A 15,864-nucleotide genomic window follows, 5' to 3' on the forward strand; every position below is an offset into this window, starting at 1 on the left:
GGGAGCTGGCGACAAACACTCCGGAGTAGAACCGGCAAAAGGGAAAGCCATGAACACGATTACGGTCAAGGACGGAACTTCTATCTACTTTAAGGACTGGGGAACCGGACAGCCGATCGTATTCTGCCACGGATGGCCACTCAGCGCCGACGCATGGGACGCTCAGATGCTGTTCTTCGGTCAACACGGCTATCGCGTCATTGCCCATGACCGTCGCGGCCATGGACGTTCAGGGCAGCCGTGGACTGGCAACGACATGGATACCTACGCGGATGATCTCGCAGAAATCTTTGAAAAACTCGATCTAAAGAACGTCGTCCTTGTCGGACATTCGACGGGTGGAGGAGAGGTCGCCCGCTATATAGGCCGTCACGGGACCAAGCGTGTTAGCAAAGCTGTACTGATCTCAGCTGTTACCCCATTCATGCTCCAGACCGAAACGAATCCTCACGGCGCACCCATGTCTGTTTTTGATGGCCTTCGCGCTGGTGTCTCCAGCAACCGGGCCCAGTTCTACAAAGATCTCTCCATGCCGTTCTACGGTTACAACAAGCCTGATGCCAAGGTTTCGGAAGGCATCCGAGATGCCTTCTTTCTCGAAGGAATGGAGGGATCACTCCAAGGCCAGTACGAGTGCATCAAAGCGTTCTCTGAAACTGACTTTCGCGGCGACCTGAAGAAATTCGACGTGCCCACACTCATCCTTCAGGGCGAAGCAGATCAGATAGTCCCTTTAGGGATCTCGTCTCCAATCACGGCCACACTGGTAAAGAACTCAACGCTGAAGACCTACCCCGGTCAACCACACGGTCTTTGCACGACGTTCGCCGACACTATCAACTCCGACCTCTTAGCGTTCATTAAGAGGTAGATGCCATGAGGAGTGGGGCCACGAAGTTCTGGAGCCCACTCCTTCACTTCGAAAAGCATAAGCCGAGCTAATCAGGCACCGGCGAAGATGGCAGATAGAGGCTTCAACTCCCTACAAGTGATTTGCGAGCATCGTCGCCATCTCCCGAAGCGCCTCGTCTACGTCTGCTTCGTGGTCTTTCAAAGCTACGTGCGGATCGCGGAGCAGGCCGCCCGGGGTGTGCATCATGGCCGATATCATGATCTTGGGCTGCAGCGTCAACGGCTTCATCCCTAAACGCTTCAACACGGGAGCCAGCTGGGCGGCTGACTTCTGACCGCCGTGATAACCATAGCTGATGGTCAATGCAGGCTTCCCGCTCCATTCGCGAAAGAGATGGTCTAGCGCATTTTTGAGAGGGGCTGGGTAACCCCAGTTGTACTGCGGAGTAACGAAGACGAAACCGCAACAATCGGCGATCTTCTCGCTCCACGCTTTTGTATGCGGCTGGATGTAGATTCCATCAACCGGTAGCCCAGGCTCGTCATCCATAGGCAACAGCCAAGATGCCAGGTCGACCACTTCCGTTTTGAGGAGATGTTGGTCGTCTGCTCGCTCTTTGACCCACGCAGCCACCTGTGGCCCAATCCGGATCGCCCTGACACTCCCAATGATGATTGCAACAGGCCGCATCCTTAGATCTCCACATGTTGGTAACGCTTTTGGGTTCGCTTAGATTGAGACGAACGAGGGTTGCGTCATCTTCCAAATCTGAAACATTGGGAGGAGACTCGCGCCGAAGGTCGTTCATGTGTCGGCCGGACCCGCGAAGGTCGGGGCTACAAGCGCAGATATCCGGCGTCTCCGATCACACGGCCGGACGGCCAGAGCGACTTCGCGCCCTTCGTGACTTCGTGGTGTCATCGGACTGACGATAGCTGTTGGAGCCAAGAACCTCTTTGCCGATCATGCTGCGTTTTGGCATTTTGAACTCAGACCCTACCTTGCTACGATGACCCTCTCAGGGACAGTCAAGGTCACTTTTGTGCCTGTAGGCGAAGAAGCTTCTATAGAGAGTTCCGCCTCAATTCGCGCAGCTCTTTCCTTCATGCCTTGCACCCCGTAGTGGCCACTCCGTCCGTCTCTTGCAAGGGCTTCAGTTATGCCTAGACCGTTATCGCGGATGCTGAGCACCACATCGTTCGAAAAGACAAGCCTCACCTCAATACGTGTTCCATGGGAGTGAGTGCAGGCATTTCGAATTGCCTCATGAGCGATCCGATAAACCTCGTCAGTTACGGCGGCATGCAGAGGCTTAGCCTCTCCAGCTTGAGTGAATACGCCCTCTATACCGCTGCCATCTGTAGCGTCTTGCAAAAGCTTATCGATGGTCGTGCTGAGTGACCCAGCCTGATCTGGCGAGGTTCGTAAGGACTCAACTGCTACTCGGCCTTCTCTGGTGGCCTGCCCCAGCCACGCGGAGATACGCTCTACTGCCCTACGCATTTGGAGAGGATCCGAGGTATGCAGTGCGTTGTCTGCGGCCATCTTACTGCCCTGTATTGTCTGTAGCAGAGTGTCGTGCAAGTCTCGCGCGATACGCGTTCTTTCGCCTAGGCGTTCCTCCAGCTTCATCTTGAACTCGGCTTCTTGCGCTTCGAGACGATGCCGATAGGCCCAATACAGCGCTACTGCGAACAAGATGGCGATCATGGTCCTGAAAGGCCAGCTATTCCACCAAGCTGGAGCGATGATGATCTTGAGCGCGGCACCAGGCTCAATCCAGAGACCACGGCTCGCCGCAGTTTCGACTCGGAACGTATAGGTGCCCGCCGGAAGAGTTGTGTAGCTGGCTGTGCGCTTCGTGCCGCTGACTTCGTTCCAATCTCGATCTAGACCGTCTAGTTTGTATCGATACCTCAGTTTGTCGCTGTTTCGATAGTTTAGCCCTGCGAACGTGAAGGAGAAGATCGATTGAGAGTGATTCAACCTCAGTAGGGACGTGTAGTCAATAGCTTGCTCCAGGAATGTGTTTGCAGCCGGTGCGATCGACTTCCCGCTGAGTTGAAAGTCAGTAAGTCTGACGCTCGGACGGGATAAGGTCTCAGATACCGTGCGTGGTTGGAACGCGACTGCGCCGCTGAAGCCTCCAAAGAACATCTCTCCGTCGTCATGTCTTGAACAGGCACCCCAACCTGTAAGATCTTCGCCCGGCAATCCGTCGATCTGTGCATAAACTTTGAGTGTCCTCGCCGTCGGATCGAACCGGGACAGTCCTCTGTTCGTGCTCATCCATAAAGATCCCGCATCGTCGCTTTGAATGCAGCTGATTACATTTCCGGATAGGTCATCGTTCTGGGAAAAATGCTCAAAGCTTTTGCGGTCTTCTTTGAGGCGGTCCAGGCCGTTCTGGGTGCCGACCCAAACGTGCTTGGAAGCGTCGATATAAATCGTGTTTACTCGGTTGTCGCTTAATGAGGCGGCGTCTTCTGAGTGATGAGTTAAGGTCGTGAATTCTTTCGTCAAAGGATCGAAGAAGTCCAACCCTCTATTGCTACCGAGCCACAGCGCTCCGGAGCTGTCTTCAGCGATCGCATAGTAGTTTGTGCTTCCGCGCTCAGGCTTGGATGTATATGATTCAAAAGAGTGATTGTTCGCGTTAAAATGGCTGATGCCATCCCAGGTAGCCGCCCAAAGTGATCCGGAATGGTCGACTAAGATGCGTTCGACGGTGTCGCCAATGATAGCGGACGGATCAGATGGCCTATGACGGTACTGATGCCACCCTGCGGTTTGCGGATCCATACTGAACAGGCCAAAATCCGCTGTTCCAAACCAAAGAGTTCCGCTGCTGTCTTCGATAATGGATAGCACGTCCGTTCCGTCAAACCGGTGAACGCGTCGGTATGAACCAGTTTTGTGATCAATCACCTGAAGAGCGCCGGTCGTGCCGATCCAGATATCTCCGTTGCGATCTTTATAAATTGAGCTGACGAGCGAAGAGACGAGATTGTTGCTCGAGCCCGCCTGCCGGGAGAAGCTTCGGAAGGAAGAACTGTCCAGCACAAAGAAATCGGGCGAATCCTGATGGAGTCCTACCCAGAATCGGTGTCCGGTGTCCTCGAAGACTGTGTTGACTCGATTCGAAGCGAGGCTGTTTGAATCACCGATTTCGTTTTGATAGCGAGTAAAGTAAGTGGCCTTTTTATCGAGGCGAAGTAGGCCGAGTCCCGCAGTGGCGAACCACATCGCTTCCTCGTGGTCCTCCATCATGGAGAAGATCGTGCCCGCTGTTTGGCTTTTGGAGGTTCCGAGATTGGGTTGGATCGGTGTGAGTTTGCCGGAATTTCGATCCAGGAGACCGAGGCTATTTACGGGACCGTAGGTAACCCAGAAGCGTCCCTGAGAATCTTCGTGAAAAGCGGCACTCGCGTATATGACGGGAAGCGGAATGTACTTTTCTACGCGACCGCTCGCCAAGTTGAGCTTGTTCAGGCCATTCCGAGTCGCAACCCAGAAGTCGTTATGCCGGTCCAAGCCTGAGGACTGCACATCATTGCTGCTTATGCTTGAGGGATCTGAGTCCTGATGAACATAGCGATGTACCCGGTGATCAGACTTCGTGATCCCGTACAGGCCAGCCGAAGTGGAAAGCCAGATAGTTCCGCTCAAATCCTGGCTGATTTGAGCGACAGTCGGTTCTGCTACTCCGGACGGCACGGTGTTGCCAAGCCGATAATGAGTGAACCGTTCAGTGACTGGATCGTAGTTGTCGAGCGTCTGATCGCACGCAATCCAGAGGGTGCCATTTGCATCTTTGAAAAGCGCTCTTATGTAAACGCCGCCGAGGCTGTTCGGATTGCTGTTGTCGTGGACGAATACCCGATAGCTATAACCATCAAAGCGGTTGAGGCCATACTGTGTTCCGAACCAGATGAAGCCGTGATCATCCTCAACGATCTGTTCAACTCGCGTTTGCGATAGACCGGCATCGAGCGACAAATGATTGAAGCGAATGTCGGTGCCGCTGCGAAGCGGAAGCTCAATAGCAGGAATGCTAAGTGCTGGTGACGCGAGACAGCGGAATCGTGATCCAAGCACCAGCAAGATCGCCATGACGACCAGTTTCCGGTGAATTAGAACGTACAATTCATTCCCCTCACAGCTTTCGGCAGTCAAACTGAGTCAAGAACAGCGATGCGAGCACGCACGCGCCAAGAGCGGTCGGCTCTCGTTGCAGTTCCCAATGGGCAGAAGCCAAGTCTGGTATGGTCTCGCGTCAAAGTTTGGTGATGAGCCTATTGTCCCACGATGAGAGAGGGAGAGGTGGATCTGAAGAGGGCAACCCTTTCGGCCAAAATGTCGTGTGTTCGGCAAAGAAGGCTTACGTCGAGCCCCTGTAGCGTCGAAGTGTTGCGAGCTTCGGATTCCGGGGCGAACGCGATGTCGAAATTTATATTGAGGTGTTCCGCATGTCTTCAAAGACCCAAGAAACAATCAAGAACGTTGATGGGCAGGCGATTTTCTTTCGCTCGTGGCGTCCGGAACTTGGTGCCCGTGCGACGTTGATCATCATTCCCGGCTTCAACGCTCACAGCGCATACTACGAGTGGGTGGCCGAACGTTTTGTAGCCGATGGCCTGGCAGTCTATGCGATCGACTTGCAGGGTCGCGGTCAGTCTGAGGGGGAACGCTTCTTCGTTGAAACCTTCGAAGACTATGTGGGAGATGTCGAAGCGGTCAAGACGGTTGTCGACGCAAGAGATCCGGGTAATCCAGTGATTTTGCTCGGGCATAGCGCCGGCGGCGTCGTAGCCTGCCTGTATGCGCTCGACCATCCTTCACAACTGACCGGGCTGATCTCTGAAAGTTTCGCTCATGAATTGCCAGCTCCAGATTTTGTTCTGTCTGTGTTCAAAGGATTGAGTCATATCGCGCCCCACACACATCTCCTCCATCTGCCGAATGAGAAATTTTCTCGTGATCCAGCGGCCGTAGAGACGATGAATGAGGATCCCCTGATCGAGAAGGAGACCCAGCCCGTACAGACCATGGCTGCATTGGTTCGAGCGGACGAGCGCCTGAAGAAAGAATTTCCGGAGATCACGCTACCTGTTCTCATCCTTCACGGCACGGCGGACGAAAACACAAGGCCGAGCGGTAGCCAGCATTTTCACGACGCAGTGGGATCGGTTGACAAGACGCTCAAGCTCTACGAAGGCGGCTATCACGATCTCCTTAACGATCTCGACAAAGAAACCGTCCTTAGCGACATCATGTCCTGGATCGATGCTCACTTGCCGACTGTTGTAACGCCATAGGCCCGAGCATGGCTGAAACGTCTGTCGACCGATCGCTCAAGTTTGGATGGCAGGAGAAGAATGACATTCATCGAAACGTTACAGCAACGCAATGATGCTTTCGCCGCGAATGGATTCTCGGCGAATCTGAAGATCATCCCGTCCACGAAGACTCTGATCATCGGGTGTCTGGATCCACGTGTCGATCCGATGGATGTTCTGGGGCTGAAGCCCGGAGAGGCCGCCATCATTCGCAACATCGGGGGAAGGATCAACCCAGCGCTCGTTGAAACGATGATTTTGCTGCCGGTGGTGACGAAGGCGGCTGGTCAAGACATGGGCCCCGGTTGGAACCTGATCATCCTTCACCACACTGACTGTGGGATCAAGGGCTGCTACAAGTTCGCTCCCGATCTTCTTGCGAGCCACTTGGGAGTGAGCCGGGAGGAGCTCGATTTGATGGCGATCACTGATCCCCATAAGGCCGTCGCAATGGACATTGCCGCCTACCGGGCGAACACAGCGATTCCGGGCGGTTACATGGTGTCCGGTCTGGTCTACGACGTTCTAACTGGAAAGATTGAAGTTGTTGTGCAGCCGTGCCTGCTGCGGGAAGCGGTGGAATCCTAAGACATTGGGTACCCCTCTCAAATTTCGGCTTGAGCCCCCGGGGTCCGTACTCAATCAGGTTCCGCTGAGATGACGGCCGCAAAGAGTCAAATGGGCGATATCACTGACGGCAGCTATACCGACTGGCGCGATGCTCATCGTGGGTAGTCGTCTGCTACCAAATCTGCTAAATTTTAGCGGTATCGGATGACATCGAACGATATGCTCCGACACATCAGATAACGCTGATGCTCTCGTCGACATTGACGAATCCTGTTTATGCGACTCATTTAGCGGCACTTACGATAGGGAAGCATTTCGAATTCCGCCTCTCCGCCATAAAGCTTCCAGCCCCATCCCAAGAAATCCCAAAGACGTGTTCACGCCCCAGCCAATGCTGGGGTTTCGTGTCAGTAGCGTCCTACGTCGTCCTTTGGAAGCGCAGCACAGGCGGAGTATCTGTGGGTATATGCAAGTTCTAAGTTTTGAGGCCCGCGGCGCGAAGGGCATTGCGAAGCTCGCCCTCGAAACAACTGGCTAGTCCGGCCGGTGCGCCCTTAGTGCTTTGGCACGTAGGCGTCTGCTACGGGAAAAAGCCCACGAGAAGCAGGTCCACCTCAAGAGAGAAAAGATCTCGCAGGAGAAGCAGACCTATAAGATCATCGTCGGCGAGCTACCCACCCGCGGGCCTTGATCCTTACAACAAGCTCATCGACTGCGTTTCCAGTGATAACAAAATCAATGTAACGAAGCCCTGGCGGTCGCATTTAAATAGCCGGACATGGCCGAATGCGAAGAATGTCGAACAGCAAAAGTCGCTCCAGAGACTAGTCGAAGTCGAGCGCGATCGCGGGATTTTTCTGTGATAAGTCCGCGAGCATGGCTATTCTGGCAACGGCTTTGAACTGCGTCTTTCGATTAGCGCGTCAAGAGAGAAGAGACCGGCTCCGAAGATCAGCACGATCACAGAGGCGAACAAAAACGTGAATGGGTCGGCCACATAAAACTTGCCAGGGTCGGAGAAGATCGCGGTCAGGGCTTCATGGTCGGCGGTCCAATAGGCGACAAACATGTTGATCGCCATCAGAAGACCGACCAGGCGGGTGCCCAGACCAACGATGAGAAGGATGCCCCCGAAAAACTCCAGTCCAGCGACGAAGTGCGCATTGAAGCCTGGGAAAGGGATATTGAGGGAGGCGAAGAACTCGGTGATTTTAGGGATGCCGTGCAGCTTGCCCCAGCCGGTCTGGACGAGCTGCCAGCCCCAGTAGAGCCGAATGACCAGGAGAAAGGGTGACTGCAGCACCGATGCTGCCGCAGCGAAGCGTGAGTACAGATTGACCAGGGCTTTCATTCATCCTCTTTCAATTCTTTTTTTGAGCGCAGTTCGTAGACCGAAACTGACGCACTGACTTCGATTAGAGGTTGGCTTGAATAAAACGTTACACCCGAAGAATTGAAGGCGGCGAATTGCGGGAAGCAGAGGCTATTCGTCTTCTCGTACGTCAATAGCTCAGGAACGTCAGGCATCATCTAATCTTGCAAGGCTGGTCGCATCGCCAAAGGAGAAGCAGACGTGACATCCGTTTCGCGACTCCTGACCTGCGGTCTACTAGTCGCCGCAAGCGTCACAGCCTTCCCCCAACAGGAGAGAAGAACCTCCAGGGTTACGTCGTCCCAGTCGATCCACTGCGGAAAAGCACTTCTTCAGGTCGACTTCGGCGAAGGAAGTTTCGATCTGCCAACCAGCCGGATCGTTCAGCGCGTCCAGGATGTCGCCAATGCCTTGGCAAGGTTTTATGGTGTCTTCCCCGTTGCACGCACTCGGATTCTCATTCTCCCCGTTGCTGGCCGGCATGGTGTTCTGCAGGGAACAACCTGGGGCGACCGCGACGGCTTCTCCGCCTTTCTCCGCATCCGTATTGGCAGTGCGACCACAGCCGAAGAGCTGGTGGATGACTGGATCCTCACGCACGAACTGGTTCATACCGCGCTCGCTTCCCTTCCCGACGACCAAAGCTGGCTCGAAGAGGGGCTGGCGAGCTACATCGAACCATTCATCCGGATGGAGGCTGGGGAGATCACCCCGGAAACGATGTGGGCAGGCATGGTGCGAGGCATGCCGAACGGCGAGCCCGAAGGCGGCGACAAGGGAATGAACAATACTCATACCTGGGGACGGACCTATTGGGGTGGGGCGCTCTTCTGCCTGGAAGCTGACGTGCGAATCCGCCGCGCTACTGGAAATCGAATGGGGCTACCCGATGCGCTCCGAGGTATCGTCGCAGCCGGGGCCACGATCGACCGAGAGATGCCACCGGCGAAGGTTCTCGCGATCGGAGACGCGGCCACGAAGACCAGTGTTCTTGAAGAGATGTACGGTGAGTGGTCGAAGTCGCCGGTGATGGTCGACCTCCCCACCTTGTGGAACGACCTGGGAGTGCAGTTGAGCGGACGCACCGTCGTACTCAGCCCAAAGGCTCCGCTCGCGTCCGTTCGCGTGGCCATGTCCGCTTCTGGACACTTACCGGGGTGAGTTGCTCCATGTCGCTCAAGGGATGAGCCTTAGGAATTTCTTGGAGGACGTTGTAACCAATCTCCGGGTTGCTGCTCCAATGTGAAGTAACGAGCCTCGTGAAAATGTTCCGTTACTTTTTAATCCGCACAGCGAACATTTTCGTTATCTTGGTACCTGCAATTTAGCGAGTCGTTTCCGATCAACGTCCTGCGTACGATGTGCGCGGCCCAACCATAGAAAGGTTCACGTACATGAAGAACTCCACAAAGTCTCTCGCTCTGGCCGCCGCATTCGCTGGCCTCGTTGGTGGTACCGCTGTCCGTGCCCAGGTTCAGCCGACACAGCAGGCGACCTCCTCAGTACATGCCGGCGTTATGGTCGCATCGGCTGCAACCGAGCCAGCAAAGCACGCCTGTAAGGGCAAGAACGATTGCAAGGGCCAGGGCGGCGGCGATGCCAAGCACGCTGGCAAGAACAGCTGCAAGGGCAAGGGTGCTTGCGCCACCGATGGTTCCAAGCCGTCGTTCGTCTAGTCTTACCGTAACCCTGGGGCCTGAAGCCGCTTTCAGGCCCCATCACTACTTAACACCGCTTTAGACAGAGGAACGATGCCGGCCAATCGCTTTAATGGATTCACGGACTACGGCGTGGGTATCGGGCTGCGCGTCCCGCACTACGAACACATCTTTGCCGAAAAGCCAGTGGTGGACTGGTTCGAGATCATCTCGGAAAACTACATGGTCGACGGCGGCCGGGCGCTGAAGGTGCTCGACCAGATTCTTGACCAGTACCGAGTGGTGCAGCACGGCGTCTCGATGTACTTTGGTTCCGCTCAGCCGCTGAATCGCGAGCACCTGAAGCGACTGAAGACTCTGACGAAGCGCACCAAAACTCCGTGGCTCTCCGACCATCTCTGCTGGGGTAGCGTGGACGGCCGCTACACGCACGATCTACTTCCCCTTCCTTACACGTGGGAGGCTGTCGAGACGACCGCACTACGGATCCGCGAGGTGCAGGACTTCCTCGAAATTCCGGTCGCGGTAGAAAACGTCAGCAGCTACGCCGAGTTTCACGAGTCGGAGATGACGGAGTGGGAGTTTCTGAATGAGGTTGTTCATCGCGCTGACTGCGGCATCCTGCTCGACGTGAATAATATCTACGTCTCCTCGCAAAACCACAGCTTCGATCCGATGGTTTATGTCAACGCCGTCCCCGCCGAGCGCGTGGCCCAGATACACGTTGCGGGTCACTCCAAGTTTGAGAAGTACACGCTCGATACGCACGATCATCCCGTGCTCGACCCGGTGTGGAAGATGTATGCGCGCGCGATTGAGCGGGTTGGACCGACGGCGACGCTGCTGGAGTGGGACGACAGTATTCCTTCGTTCGACGAGGTCCACAATGAGGCGCTCAAAGCGAACCGGTATCTCGTTGGTGCCGAAGCGTCCGTTGCGATTGCATCGCAGGAGCTCGAAGAGGTTCACGCATGACGCTGCTGGAGCTGCAACGACGCATGTCCGACGATGTCCGTCGACCGCTCACGCCGGAGATGGCGATGCAGACAGAAGCAGCCGATGGCGCGTCGGTACATACGCTCGCAGAGACCTACATCAAGCCCAATGACCGGCTGACCTCGTTCGATCGGCTCGAGATCTACAACCGGCAGTACTGGTTCCGGGTGATCACGGCGGTGTCGGAAGATTACCCGGCGTTGAATGCGCTGCTCCGCGAGAAGAAGTTCGATGCGTTGGTGCTGGCCTATCTCAAGGAGCACGCTTCGACGTCGTGGACGCTGCGTGATCTCGGTGCGAAGCTGCCGCAATGGCTGGAGGCTCATCCGGAGTTCGGTCCGAAGAAGCACAAGTTGATGGTCGATGTGGCCCGCCTCGAGTGGGCGTATATCGAGTCTTATGATGGCACGGCGCTTCCTCCGCTTGCAGAGGAGGACTTTCGTTATCTCGCGGAGGACTCGACGCTGACGCTTCAGCCTCATCTGCAATTGCTTGCCCTGCGCTATCCCGTGGATGAACTCGTGCTGGCGGTCCACAAGGCGACGCCGGAGACCGACATCGTAAGCAACGCCGTATCCGAGCGTAAGAAGACGAGTGGCATGGCGCTGCCGGAGATGTTGCGCGCGAAGGTCTTCCTCGCTGTGCATCGGTACGACAGCTCCGTGTACTATCGCCGGATCGAGCCCGAGGCGTTCGCTCTGCTGGCGGCATTGAAGGCTCAGCAGACTTTGGGTGAAGCTATTGAGAACACGTTCTCGGGCAGCCGCCTCTCCCCCGAAGAGCAGGCGCAGAAGATTCAGGCGTGCTTCGCACACGCAGCAGAGCTTGGCTGGTTCTGTCGCGAGCAGACTGGTCCAGCCAGCATTCAATAGCCGATGAAAACTTCTCTCTCCATGGCGCGTACCGCGATCTGGGCTGTCGCTCTCTTCGCTGCGCCGCTGGCGCAGGGACAGGCGCCTAAGCCGATCGAATGGCATCCGTGGTCGGACGAAGTGTTTGCGCAAGCCGCTCGCGAGCACAAGTATGTGCTGCTCGATCTTGAAGCCGTGTGGTGTCACTGGTGCCATGTGATGGACCAGACAACCTATCGAGACGCAGCCGTTCGTAAGCTGATGGGCAAGAGCTATATCGCGGTGAAGGTCGATCAGGACTCGCGGCCGGACATCTCCAACCGGTACGAAGACTTCGGATGGCCAGCCACGGTCATCTTCAATCCGAACGGAGGCGAGATCGTGAAGCGGCAGGGCTACTTGCCTCCCATACAGATGGCGTCCATCCTGCAAGCGGTCATCGACGACCCAACGCCAGGACCCTCTGTTGAAGCCGAGAAGACGATCACCTACGCGACGAATCCGTACTTCCCGGCGGCTCTTGTCTCGAAGGTCAACCAGGAGTTTGCGAAGCAGTATGACGTTGAGGGCAAGGGCTGGGCCTTCGGGCATAAGTATCTCGACGCGGATTCGGTGGAGTACGCTAACATCCTTGCGCGCAACGGAGACAAGCTCGAGGCGCAGCGGGTTCGCGACACGCTGGTCGCGGCGAAGAAGCTGCTCGACCCGGTGTGGGGCGGAGCTTATCAGTACTCGACTGGTGGAAATTGGGATGAGCCGCACTACGAGAAGCTGCTCTACATCCAGGCACAGACCATGCGCGCCTACGCGCAATCGTATGCGCAGTGGCACTCGCAGGAGTATCTTGACGCGGCGCAGAACGTACATCGCTATGTACATACATTCTTGACCAGCCCCGAAGGTGCTTTCTATGTCAGCCAGGATGCTGACCTGGTCGAAGGCAAGCATGGCGGAACGTACTTCGCTCTTAGTGATGCGAAGCGCCGAGCGCTCGGCATACCGCGCGTGGACAAGAATTTATATGCGCGAGAGAACGGCTGGATGATCCGCTCACTCTGCGCTCTGTACGCTGCGACCGGAGATTCGAGTGTGTTGCAGGAGGCGGAGAAATCCGCTCATTGGGCGATCGATCACCGCTCGCTTCCAGGGGGTGGTTTTCGGCATGGAGAGCACGATGCGGCGGGGCCGTTTCTGGGCGACTCGCTTGCGATGGGGCAGGCCCTTCTCGCGCTCTACGAGGCGACCGCCGATCGCGATTGGTTGAAGCGTGCCGAGGGTGCGCGACGTTTCATCTCCGCGAACTTCGCGCTTGCATCAAGCCCAGGCTTTGGGACATCGAAGACATCGACAGACCATGCCTACCAGCCGCATCCGGAGCGCGACGAGAATGTGGCCGTCGCGAGGTTCGCGAACCTTCTCTATCAGTACACCGGCGACGCGGGGGACCCGGACACGTCGAAGCGAGCGATGCGCTATCTTGCAACGCCGGAGGTAGCGGTGGGGTGGCTCTCGGCGCCTGTGCTTCTTGCGGAGAGCCAGTTCACCCAGCCTGCGGTCCATATCACGGTCGTTGGGCCGAAGCAGGATGCATCGGCGAAGCTGCTCTTCGCTACTGCGTTGAAGTCGGGGCCACTTTATAAGCGGCTGGAGTGGTGGGACCGATCCGAAGGCGCGCTGCCAAGAAACGATATCGAATATCCCGCGCTGCCGAAGCCGGCTGCGTTTCTCTGCACCGCCTCCGCATGCTCTTCGCCGATCACCGATCCCCAGGTTCTTCAGAAGAAGCTAGGCCTTTGATCCCGTCCTAAGATCAGGACACCTTCCACTTTGTGGACAGCATGGCGAGCTTTTCGCTGAGGCTCACCTCAGGTGGAGGGATGGTCCGAGCAGCCTGTCTCGGAGGCGGGAAGTTCCGATTCTTCTGCGGCGAGACCGCGCCAGCCTTGGCCACCGCAGCGGTTGGCATAGTGACACGCGTGCCTCCCATCAGTGCCTTCATCGATAAAGCGATGCGCTTGGTCTTTACGTCGGCGCTGAGGACTTTGACCTTTACAATTTGTCCCGCTTTGACGGCTTCGGATGGATCTTTGATGTATCGGTTGGAGAGCTCGCTGATGTGAACCAGGCCGTCCTGGTGAACTCCGATATCGACAAATGCGCCGAACTTCGTGACGTTGGTCACAACGCCTTCGAGGATCATCTCTGGCTGAACATCAGCAAATTCGCGAACCTGCTCATTGAAGCTCGGCGCGATGAACTGTTCGCGTGGATCGCGGCCGGGCTTGCGCAACTCTTCGAGAATGTCTTTGACGGTGAAAGTGCCGGCATCGATCTGGCGAGCGTCGACTTTGGTGAGGAGCGCCGGGTTGGCGACCAGCTCGCCGATAGGAGTGCCGAGCGAGCGGGCGATCTGCTCCACCACACGGTAAGACTCAGGGTGAACGGCGGTGCCATCGAGAGGGTCTTCCCCGTTGCGGATACGCAGGAATCCAGCGGCCTGCTCGAAGGTCTTGGCCCCGATACCGGGAACTTTGTTGAGTTGCTTACGGGAGCGGAAACGTCCGTGCTCGTCGCGATAGGCAACGATGTTCAGGGCGACCCGTTCGGTCACTCCGGCAACGTAACGCAGCAGTGTCCAGGAAGAGGTATTGAGGTCGACGCCTACCCGGTTGACGCAGCTCTCGATGGCAGTCTCAAGCGATTGCTGAAGCTGACGCTGATCGACATCGTGCTGGTACTGGCCAACGCCGATCGACTTGGGATCGACCTTGACGAGCTCGGAGAGCGGGTCCTGTAGGCGGCGGGCGATGGAGATCGCCCCGCGCACGGTTAGATCGAGATCCGGAAACTCCTGTCGCGCGATGTCAGATGCGGAGTAGATGCTGGCGCCGGACTCGCTGACTGTGACCGAGAAGATGTTGTCGAGGTGATTGTCGCGGAGCGTGTCGCGAACAAAGGAGTCTGTCTCGCGCGAGGCAGTGCCGTTGCCGATGGCGATGGCGCGGACGTTGTACTTCGCGAGCATGGCGACCAAGCGCTCAGCGGCTCCGGTGGCTGCGCTCTTTGAGCTGCTGAGGTAGAGAACATCGTGCGCGAGAAACTTACCCGTCTCATCGACTACAGCGACCTTGCATCCGGTGCGGAGGCCGGGATCGATGCCCAGGACGGAGATGGGGCCAGCAGGCGCGGCGAGCAGAAGATTCTGCAGGTTGTCGCGGAAGACCTGGATCGCGTCGGCGTCGGATCGCTTCTTTAGTTCGAGGCGGATCTCGCCCTGGACGGATGGGTTGAGGAGACGCTTCCAGCAATCGTCGATCGCAAGTTCAAGCTGTGGGGTCCAATCGCCTTCAGTGCGCAGGATGCGAGAGCGAAGCTGCGCGGTGACACGAAGCGGATCGAGCTCGATGAGGAAGTAGAGGACCGACTCTTCCTCGCCGCGACGAATGGCGAGCATTCGGTGCGAAGGGATGGTTTTCACCGGCTCGCTGTACTCGTAGTACATCTTGAACTTTTCCTGCTCGTCGACGCTGTCGAGGGCTCGGCGGCTCTGGATGATGCCTTCTTCAAACATCAGGTGCCGAGTCAGCTTACGCAAATCCGCGTCTTCGCTGATGCGCTCGGCGATGATATGGCGCGCTCCCTCGAGGGCGTCGGCGACGGTGGCCACTTCCTTCTCCGGGCTGACGAATGTCGCGGCTAAGTCATGCAGGGAGAGCTCTACAGGCTGCTGGTTCCAAAGGTAATCGGCCAACGGTTCAAGCCCTTTGTCGCGAGCGATCGTTGCCTTGGTGCGGCGCTTGGGGCGATAGGGGAGGTAGAGATCTTCCAACTCGGACCGATCAAAGGTGGCTTCGATTCTGGCCTTCAGTTCGTCGGTCAGTTTGCCTTGCTCCAAGATGGAAGCGAGGACGGTCGTGCGCCGGCTGAGAAGATCGCGGAGGTAGGCAAGCTTCTCTTCGATAGCGCGAATCTGTACCTCGTCGAGATTGCCCGTCACCTCTTTGCGGTAGCGCGCAATGAAAGGAACGGTGCCGCCTTCGTCAAGAAGAGCTATGACGGCGACGAGCGAGTGCATGGAGATATTGAGTGAGGTAGTAATTTGCAGCAGAGCTTCGGTGGGGAGTGTCTTCGCGTCAATCATTCTCTTCCATCGTATCGGGATCGCGTCTGGAAAACGCGGCAGTTCGAGACTGCGATCACCGTCGCATCGGGAAGGCCACGATTC

The 15,864-nt window shown here is 56.7% G+C and carries 12 protein-coding genes; 8 read left to right on the plus strand and 4 right to left on the minus strand.

Annotated features, from left to right (window positions below):
• The first annotated feature begins 49 nt into the window (after nucleotides 1-49).
• Complete coding sequence (locus HDF16_RS21135) at nucleotides 50-871, plus strand: alpha/beta fold hydrolase (protein ID WP_184221470.1); 822 nt, start codon at nucleotides 50-52, stop codon at nucleotides 869-871.
• A 111-nt stretch (nucleotides 872-982) separates the two neighbouring features.
• Here the strand turns inward: HDF16_RS21135 and HDF16_RS21140 are convergent, their stop codons facing one another.
• Both HDF16_RS21140 and HDF16_RS21145 read right to left on the minus strand, forming a co-directional pair.
• A complete protein-coding gene (locus tag HDF16_RS21140; RefSeq protein ID WP_184221323.1) occupies nucleotides 983-1,543 on the minus strand; it encodes an NADPH-dependent FMN reductase in 561 nt (186 codons plus the stop codon).
• A 306-nt stretch (nucleotides 1,544-1,849) separates the two neighbouring features.
• Nucleotides 1,850-5,029, minus strand: coding sequence for a ligand-binding sensor domain-containing protein (locus HDF16_RS21145; RefSeq protein WP_184221325.1), 3,180 nt, complete (start codon nucleotides 5,027-5,029; stop codon nucleotides 1,850-1,852).
• A gap of 293 nt (nucleotides 5,030-5,322) precedes the next feature.
• Here HDF16_RS21145 and HDF16_RS21150 point away from each other — a divergent pair, with 293 nt between their 5' ends.
• The gene (locus HDF16_RS21150; protein ID WP_184221327.1) at nucleotides 5,323-6,171 is read left to right on the plus strand and encodes an alpha/beta hydrolase; all 849 of its coding nucleotides are present in this window, start codon (nucleotides 5,323-5,325) and stop codon (nucleotides 6,169-6,171) included.
• A gap of 60 nt (nucleotides 6,172-6,231) precedes the next feature.
• Nucleotides 6,232-6,780 carry a carbonic anhydrase gene (locus HDF16_RS21155; protein WP_184221329.1) on the plus strand — a complete coding sequence of 183 codons (549 nt, stop codon included), beginning with the start codon at nucleotides 6,232-6,234 and terminating at the stop codon, nucleotides 6,778-6,780.
• Between the two features lie 862 nt (nucleotides 6,781-7,642).
• On the opposite strand, the gene HDF16_RS21160 is transcribed toward HDF16_RS21155, so the two are convergent.
• The gene (locus HDF16_RS21160) at nucleotides 7,643-8,113 is read right to left on the minus strand and encodes a DoxX family protein (protein ID WP_184221331.1); all 471 of its coding nucleotides are present in this window, start codon (nucleotides 8,111-8,113) and stop codon (nucleotides 7,643-7,645) included.
• A gap of 222 nt (nucleotides 8,114-8,335) precedes the next feature.
• Here HDF16_RS21160 and HDF16_RS21165 point away from each other — a divergent pair, with 222 nt between their 5' ends.
• The 5 genes from HDF16_RS21165 to HDF16_RS21185 all read left to right on the plus strand — a co-directional run bounded on the left by HDF16_RS21165 (nucleotide 8,336) and on the right by HDF16_RS21185 (nucleotide 13,436).
• Nucleotides 8,336-9,295: a hypothetical protein gene (locus tag HDF16_RS21165; RefSeq protein ID WP_184221333.1), complete on the plus strand. Its 960-nt coding sequence runs from the start codon at nucleotides 8,336-8,338 to the stop codon at nucleotides 9,293-9,295.
• Between the two features lie 233 nt (nucleotides 9,296-9,528).
• Nucleotides 9,529-9,810 carry a hypothetical protein gene (locus HDF16_RS21170; protein WP_184221335.1) on the plus strand — a complete coding sequence of 94 codons (282 nt, stop codon included), beginning with the start codon at nucleotides 9,529-9,531 and terminating at the stop codon, nucleotides 9,808-9,810.
• Nucleotides 9,811-9,885: 75 nt separating this feature from the next.
• Nucleotides 9,886-10,767 carry an MNIO family bufferin maturase gene (bufB, locus tag HDF16_RS21175; protein WP_184221337.1) on the plus strand — a complete coding sequence of 294 codons (882 nt, stop codon included), beginning with the start codon at nucleotides 9,886-9,888 and terminating at the stop codon, nucleotides 10,765-10,767.
• Entirely contained in the window at nucleotides 10,764-11,660 is an 897-nt protein-coding gene (locus tag HDF16_RS21180; protein WP_184221339.1) for an HvfC/BufC N-terminal domain-containing protein, read from the plus strand. Before bufB ends, HDF16_RS21180 begins: the two co-directional genes overlap by 4 nt.
• Before the next feature lie 3 nt (nucleotides 11,661-11,663).
• The gene (locus HDF16_RS21185; protein WP_184221341.1) at nucleotides 11,664-13,436 is read left to right on the plus strand and encodes a thioredoxin domain-containing protein; all 1,773 of its coding nucleotides are present in this window, start codon (nucleotides 11,664-11,666) and stop codon (nucleotides 13,434-13,436) included.
• A 13-nt stretch (nucleotides 13,437-13,449) separates the two neighbouring features.
• Here the strand turns inward: HDF16_RS21185 and HDF16_RS21190 are convergent, their stop codons facing one another.
• Nucleotides 13,450-15,780, minus strand: a complete 2,331-nt coding sequence (locus tag HDF16_RS21190) for a Tex family protein (RefSeq protein WP_184221343.1) — start codon at nucleotides 15,778-15,780, stop codon at nucleotides 13,450-13,452.
• Nucleotides 15,781-15,864 lie beyond the last annotated feature (84 nt).

This window comes from Granulicella aggregans, from assembly GCF_014203275.1.
GTDB lineage: Bacteria > Acidobacteriota > Terriglobia > Terriglobales > Acidobacteriaceae > Edaphobacter.

Excerpts from the sequence above, each read along its gene's own strand:
- HDF16_RS21135 (WP_184221470.1), top strand. The coding sequence starts at position 50 with ATGAACACGATTACGGTCAAGGACGGAACTTCTATCTACTTTAAGGAC.
- HDF16_RS21140 (WP_184221323.1), bottom strand. The coding sequence starts at position 1,543 with ATGCGGCCTGTTGCAATCATCATTGGGAGTGTCAGGGCGATCCGGATT.
- HDF16_RS21150 (WP_184221327.1), top strand. The coding sequence starts at position 5,323 with ATGTCTTCAAAGACCCAAGAAACAATCAAGAACGTTGATGGGCAGGCG.
- HDF16_RS21155 (WP_184221329.1), top strand. The coding sequence starts at position 6,232 with ATGACATTCATCGAAACGTTACAGCAACGCAATGATGCTTTCGCCGCG.
- HDF16_RS21160 (WP_184221331.1), bottom strand. The coding sequence starts at position 8,113 with ATGAAAGCCCTGGTCAATCTGTACTCACGCTTCGCTGCGGCAGCATCG.
- HDF16_RS21170 (WP_184221335.1), top strand. The coding sequence starts at position 9,529 with ATGAAGAACTCCACAAAGTCTCTCGCTCTGGCCGCCGCATTCGCTGGC.
- bufB (WP_184221337.1), top strand. The coding sequence starts at position 9,886 with ATGCCGGCCAATCGCTTTAATGGATTCACGGACTACGGCGTGGGTATC.
- HDF16_RS21180 (WP_184221339.1), top strand. The coding sequence starts at position 10,764 with ATGACGCTGCTGGAGCTGCAACGACGCATGTCCGACGATGTCCGTCGA.
- HDF16_RS21185 (WP_184221341.1), top strand. The coding sequence starts at position 11,664 with ATGAAAACTTCTCTCTCCATGGCGCGTACCGCGATCTGGGCTGTCGCT.
- HDF16_RS21190 (WP_184221343.1), bottom strand. The coding sequence starts at position 15,780 with ATGATTGACGCGAAGACACTCCCCACCGAAGCTCTGCTGCAAATTACT.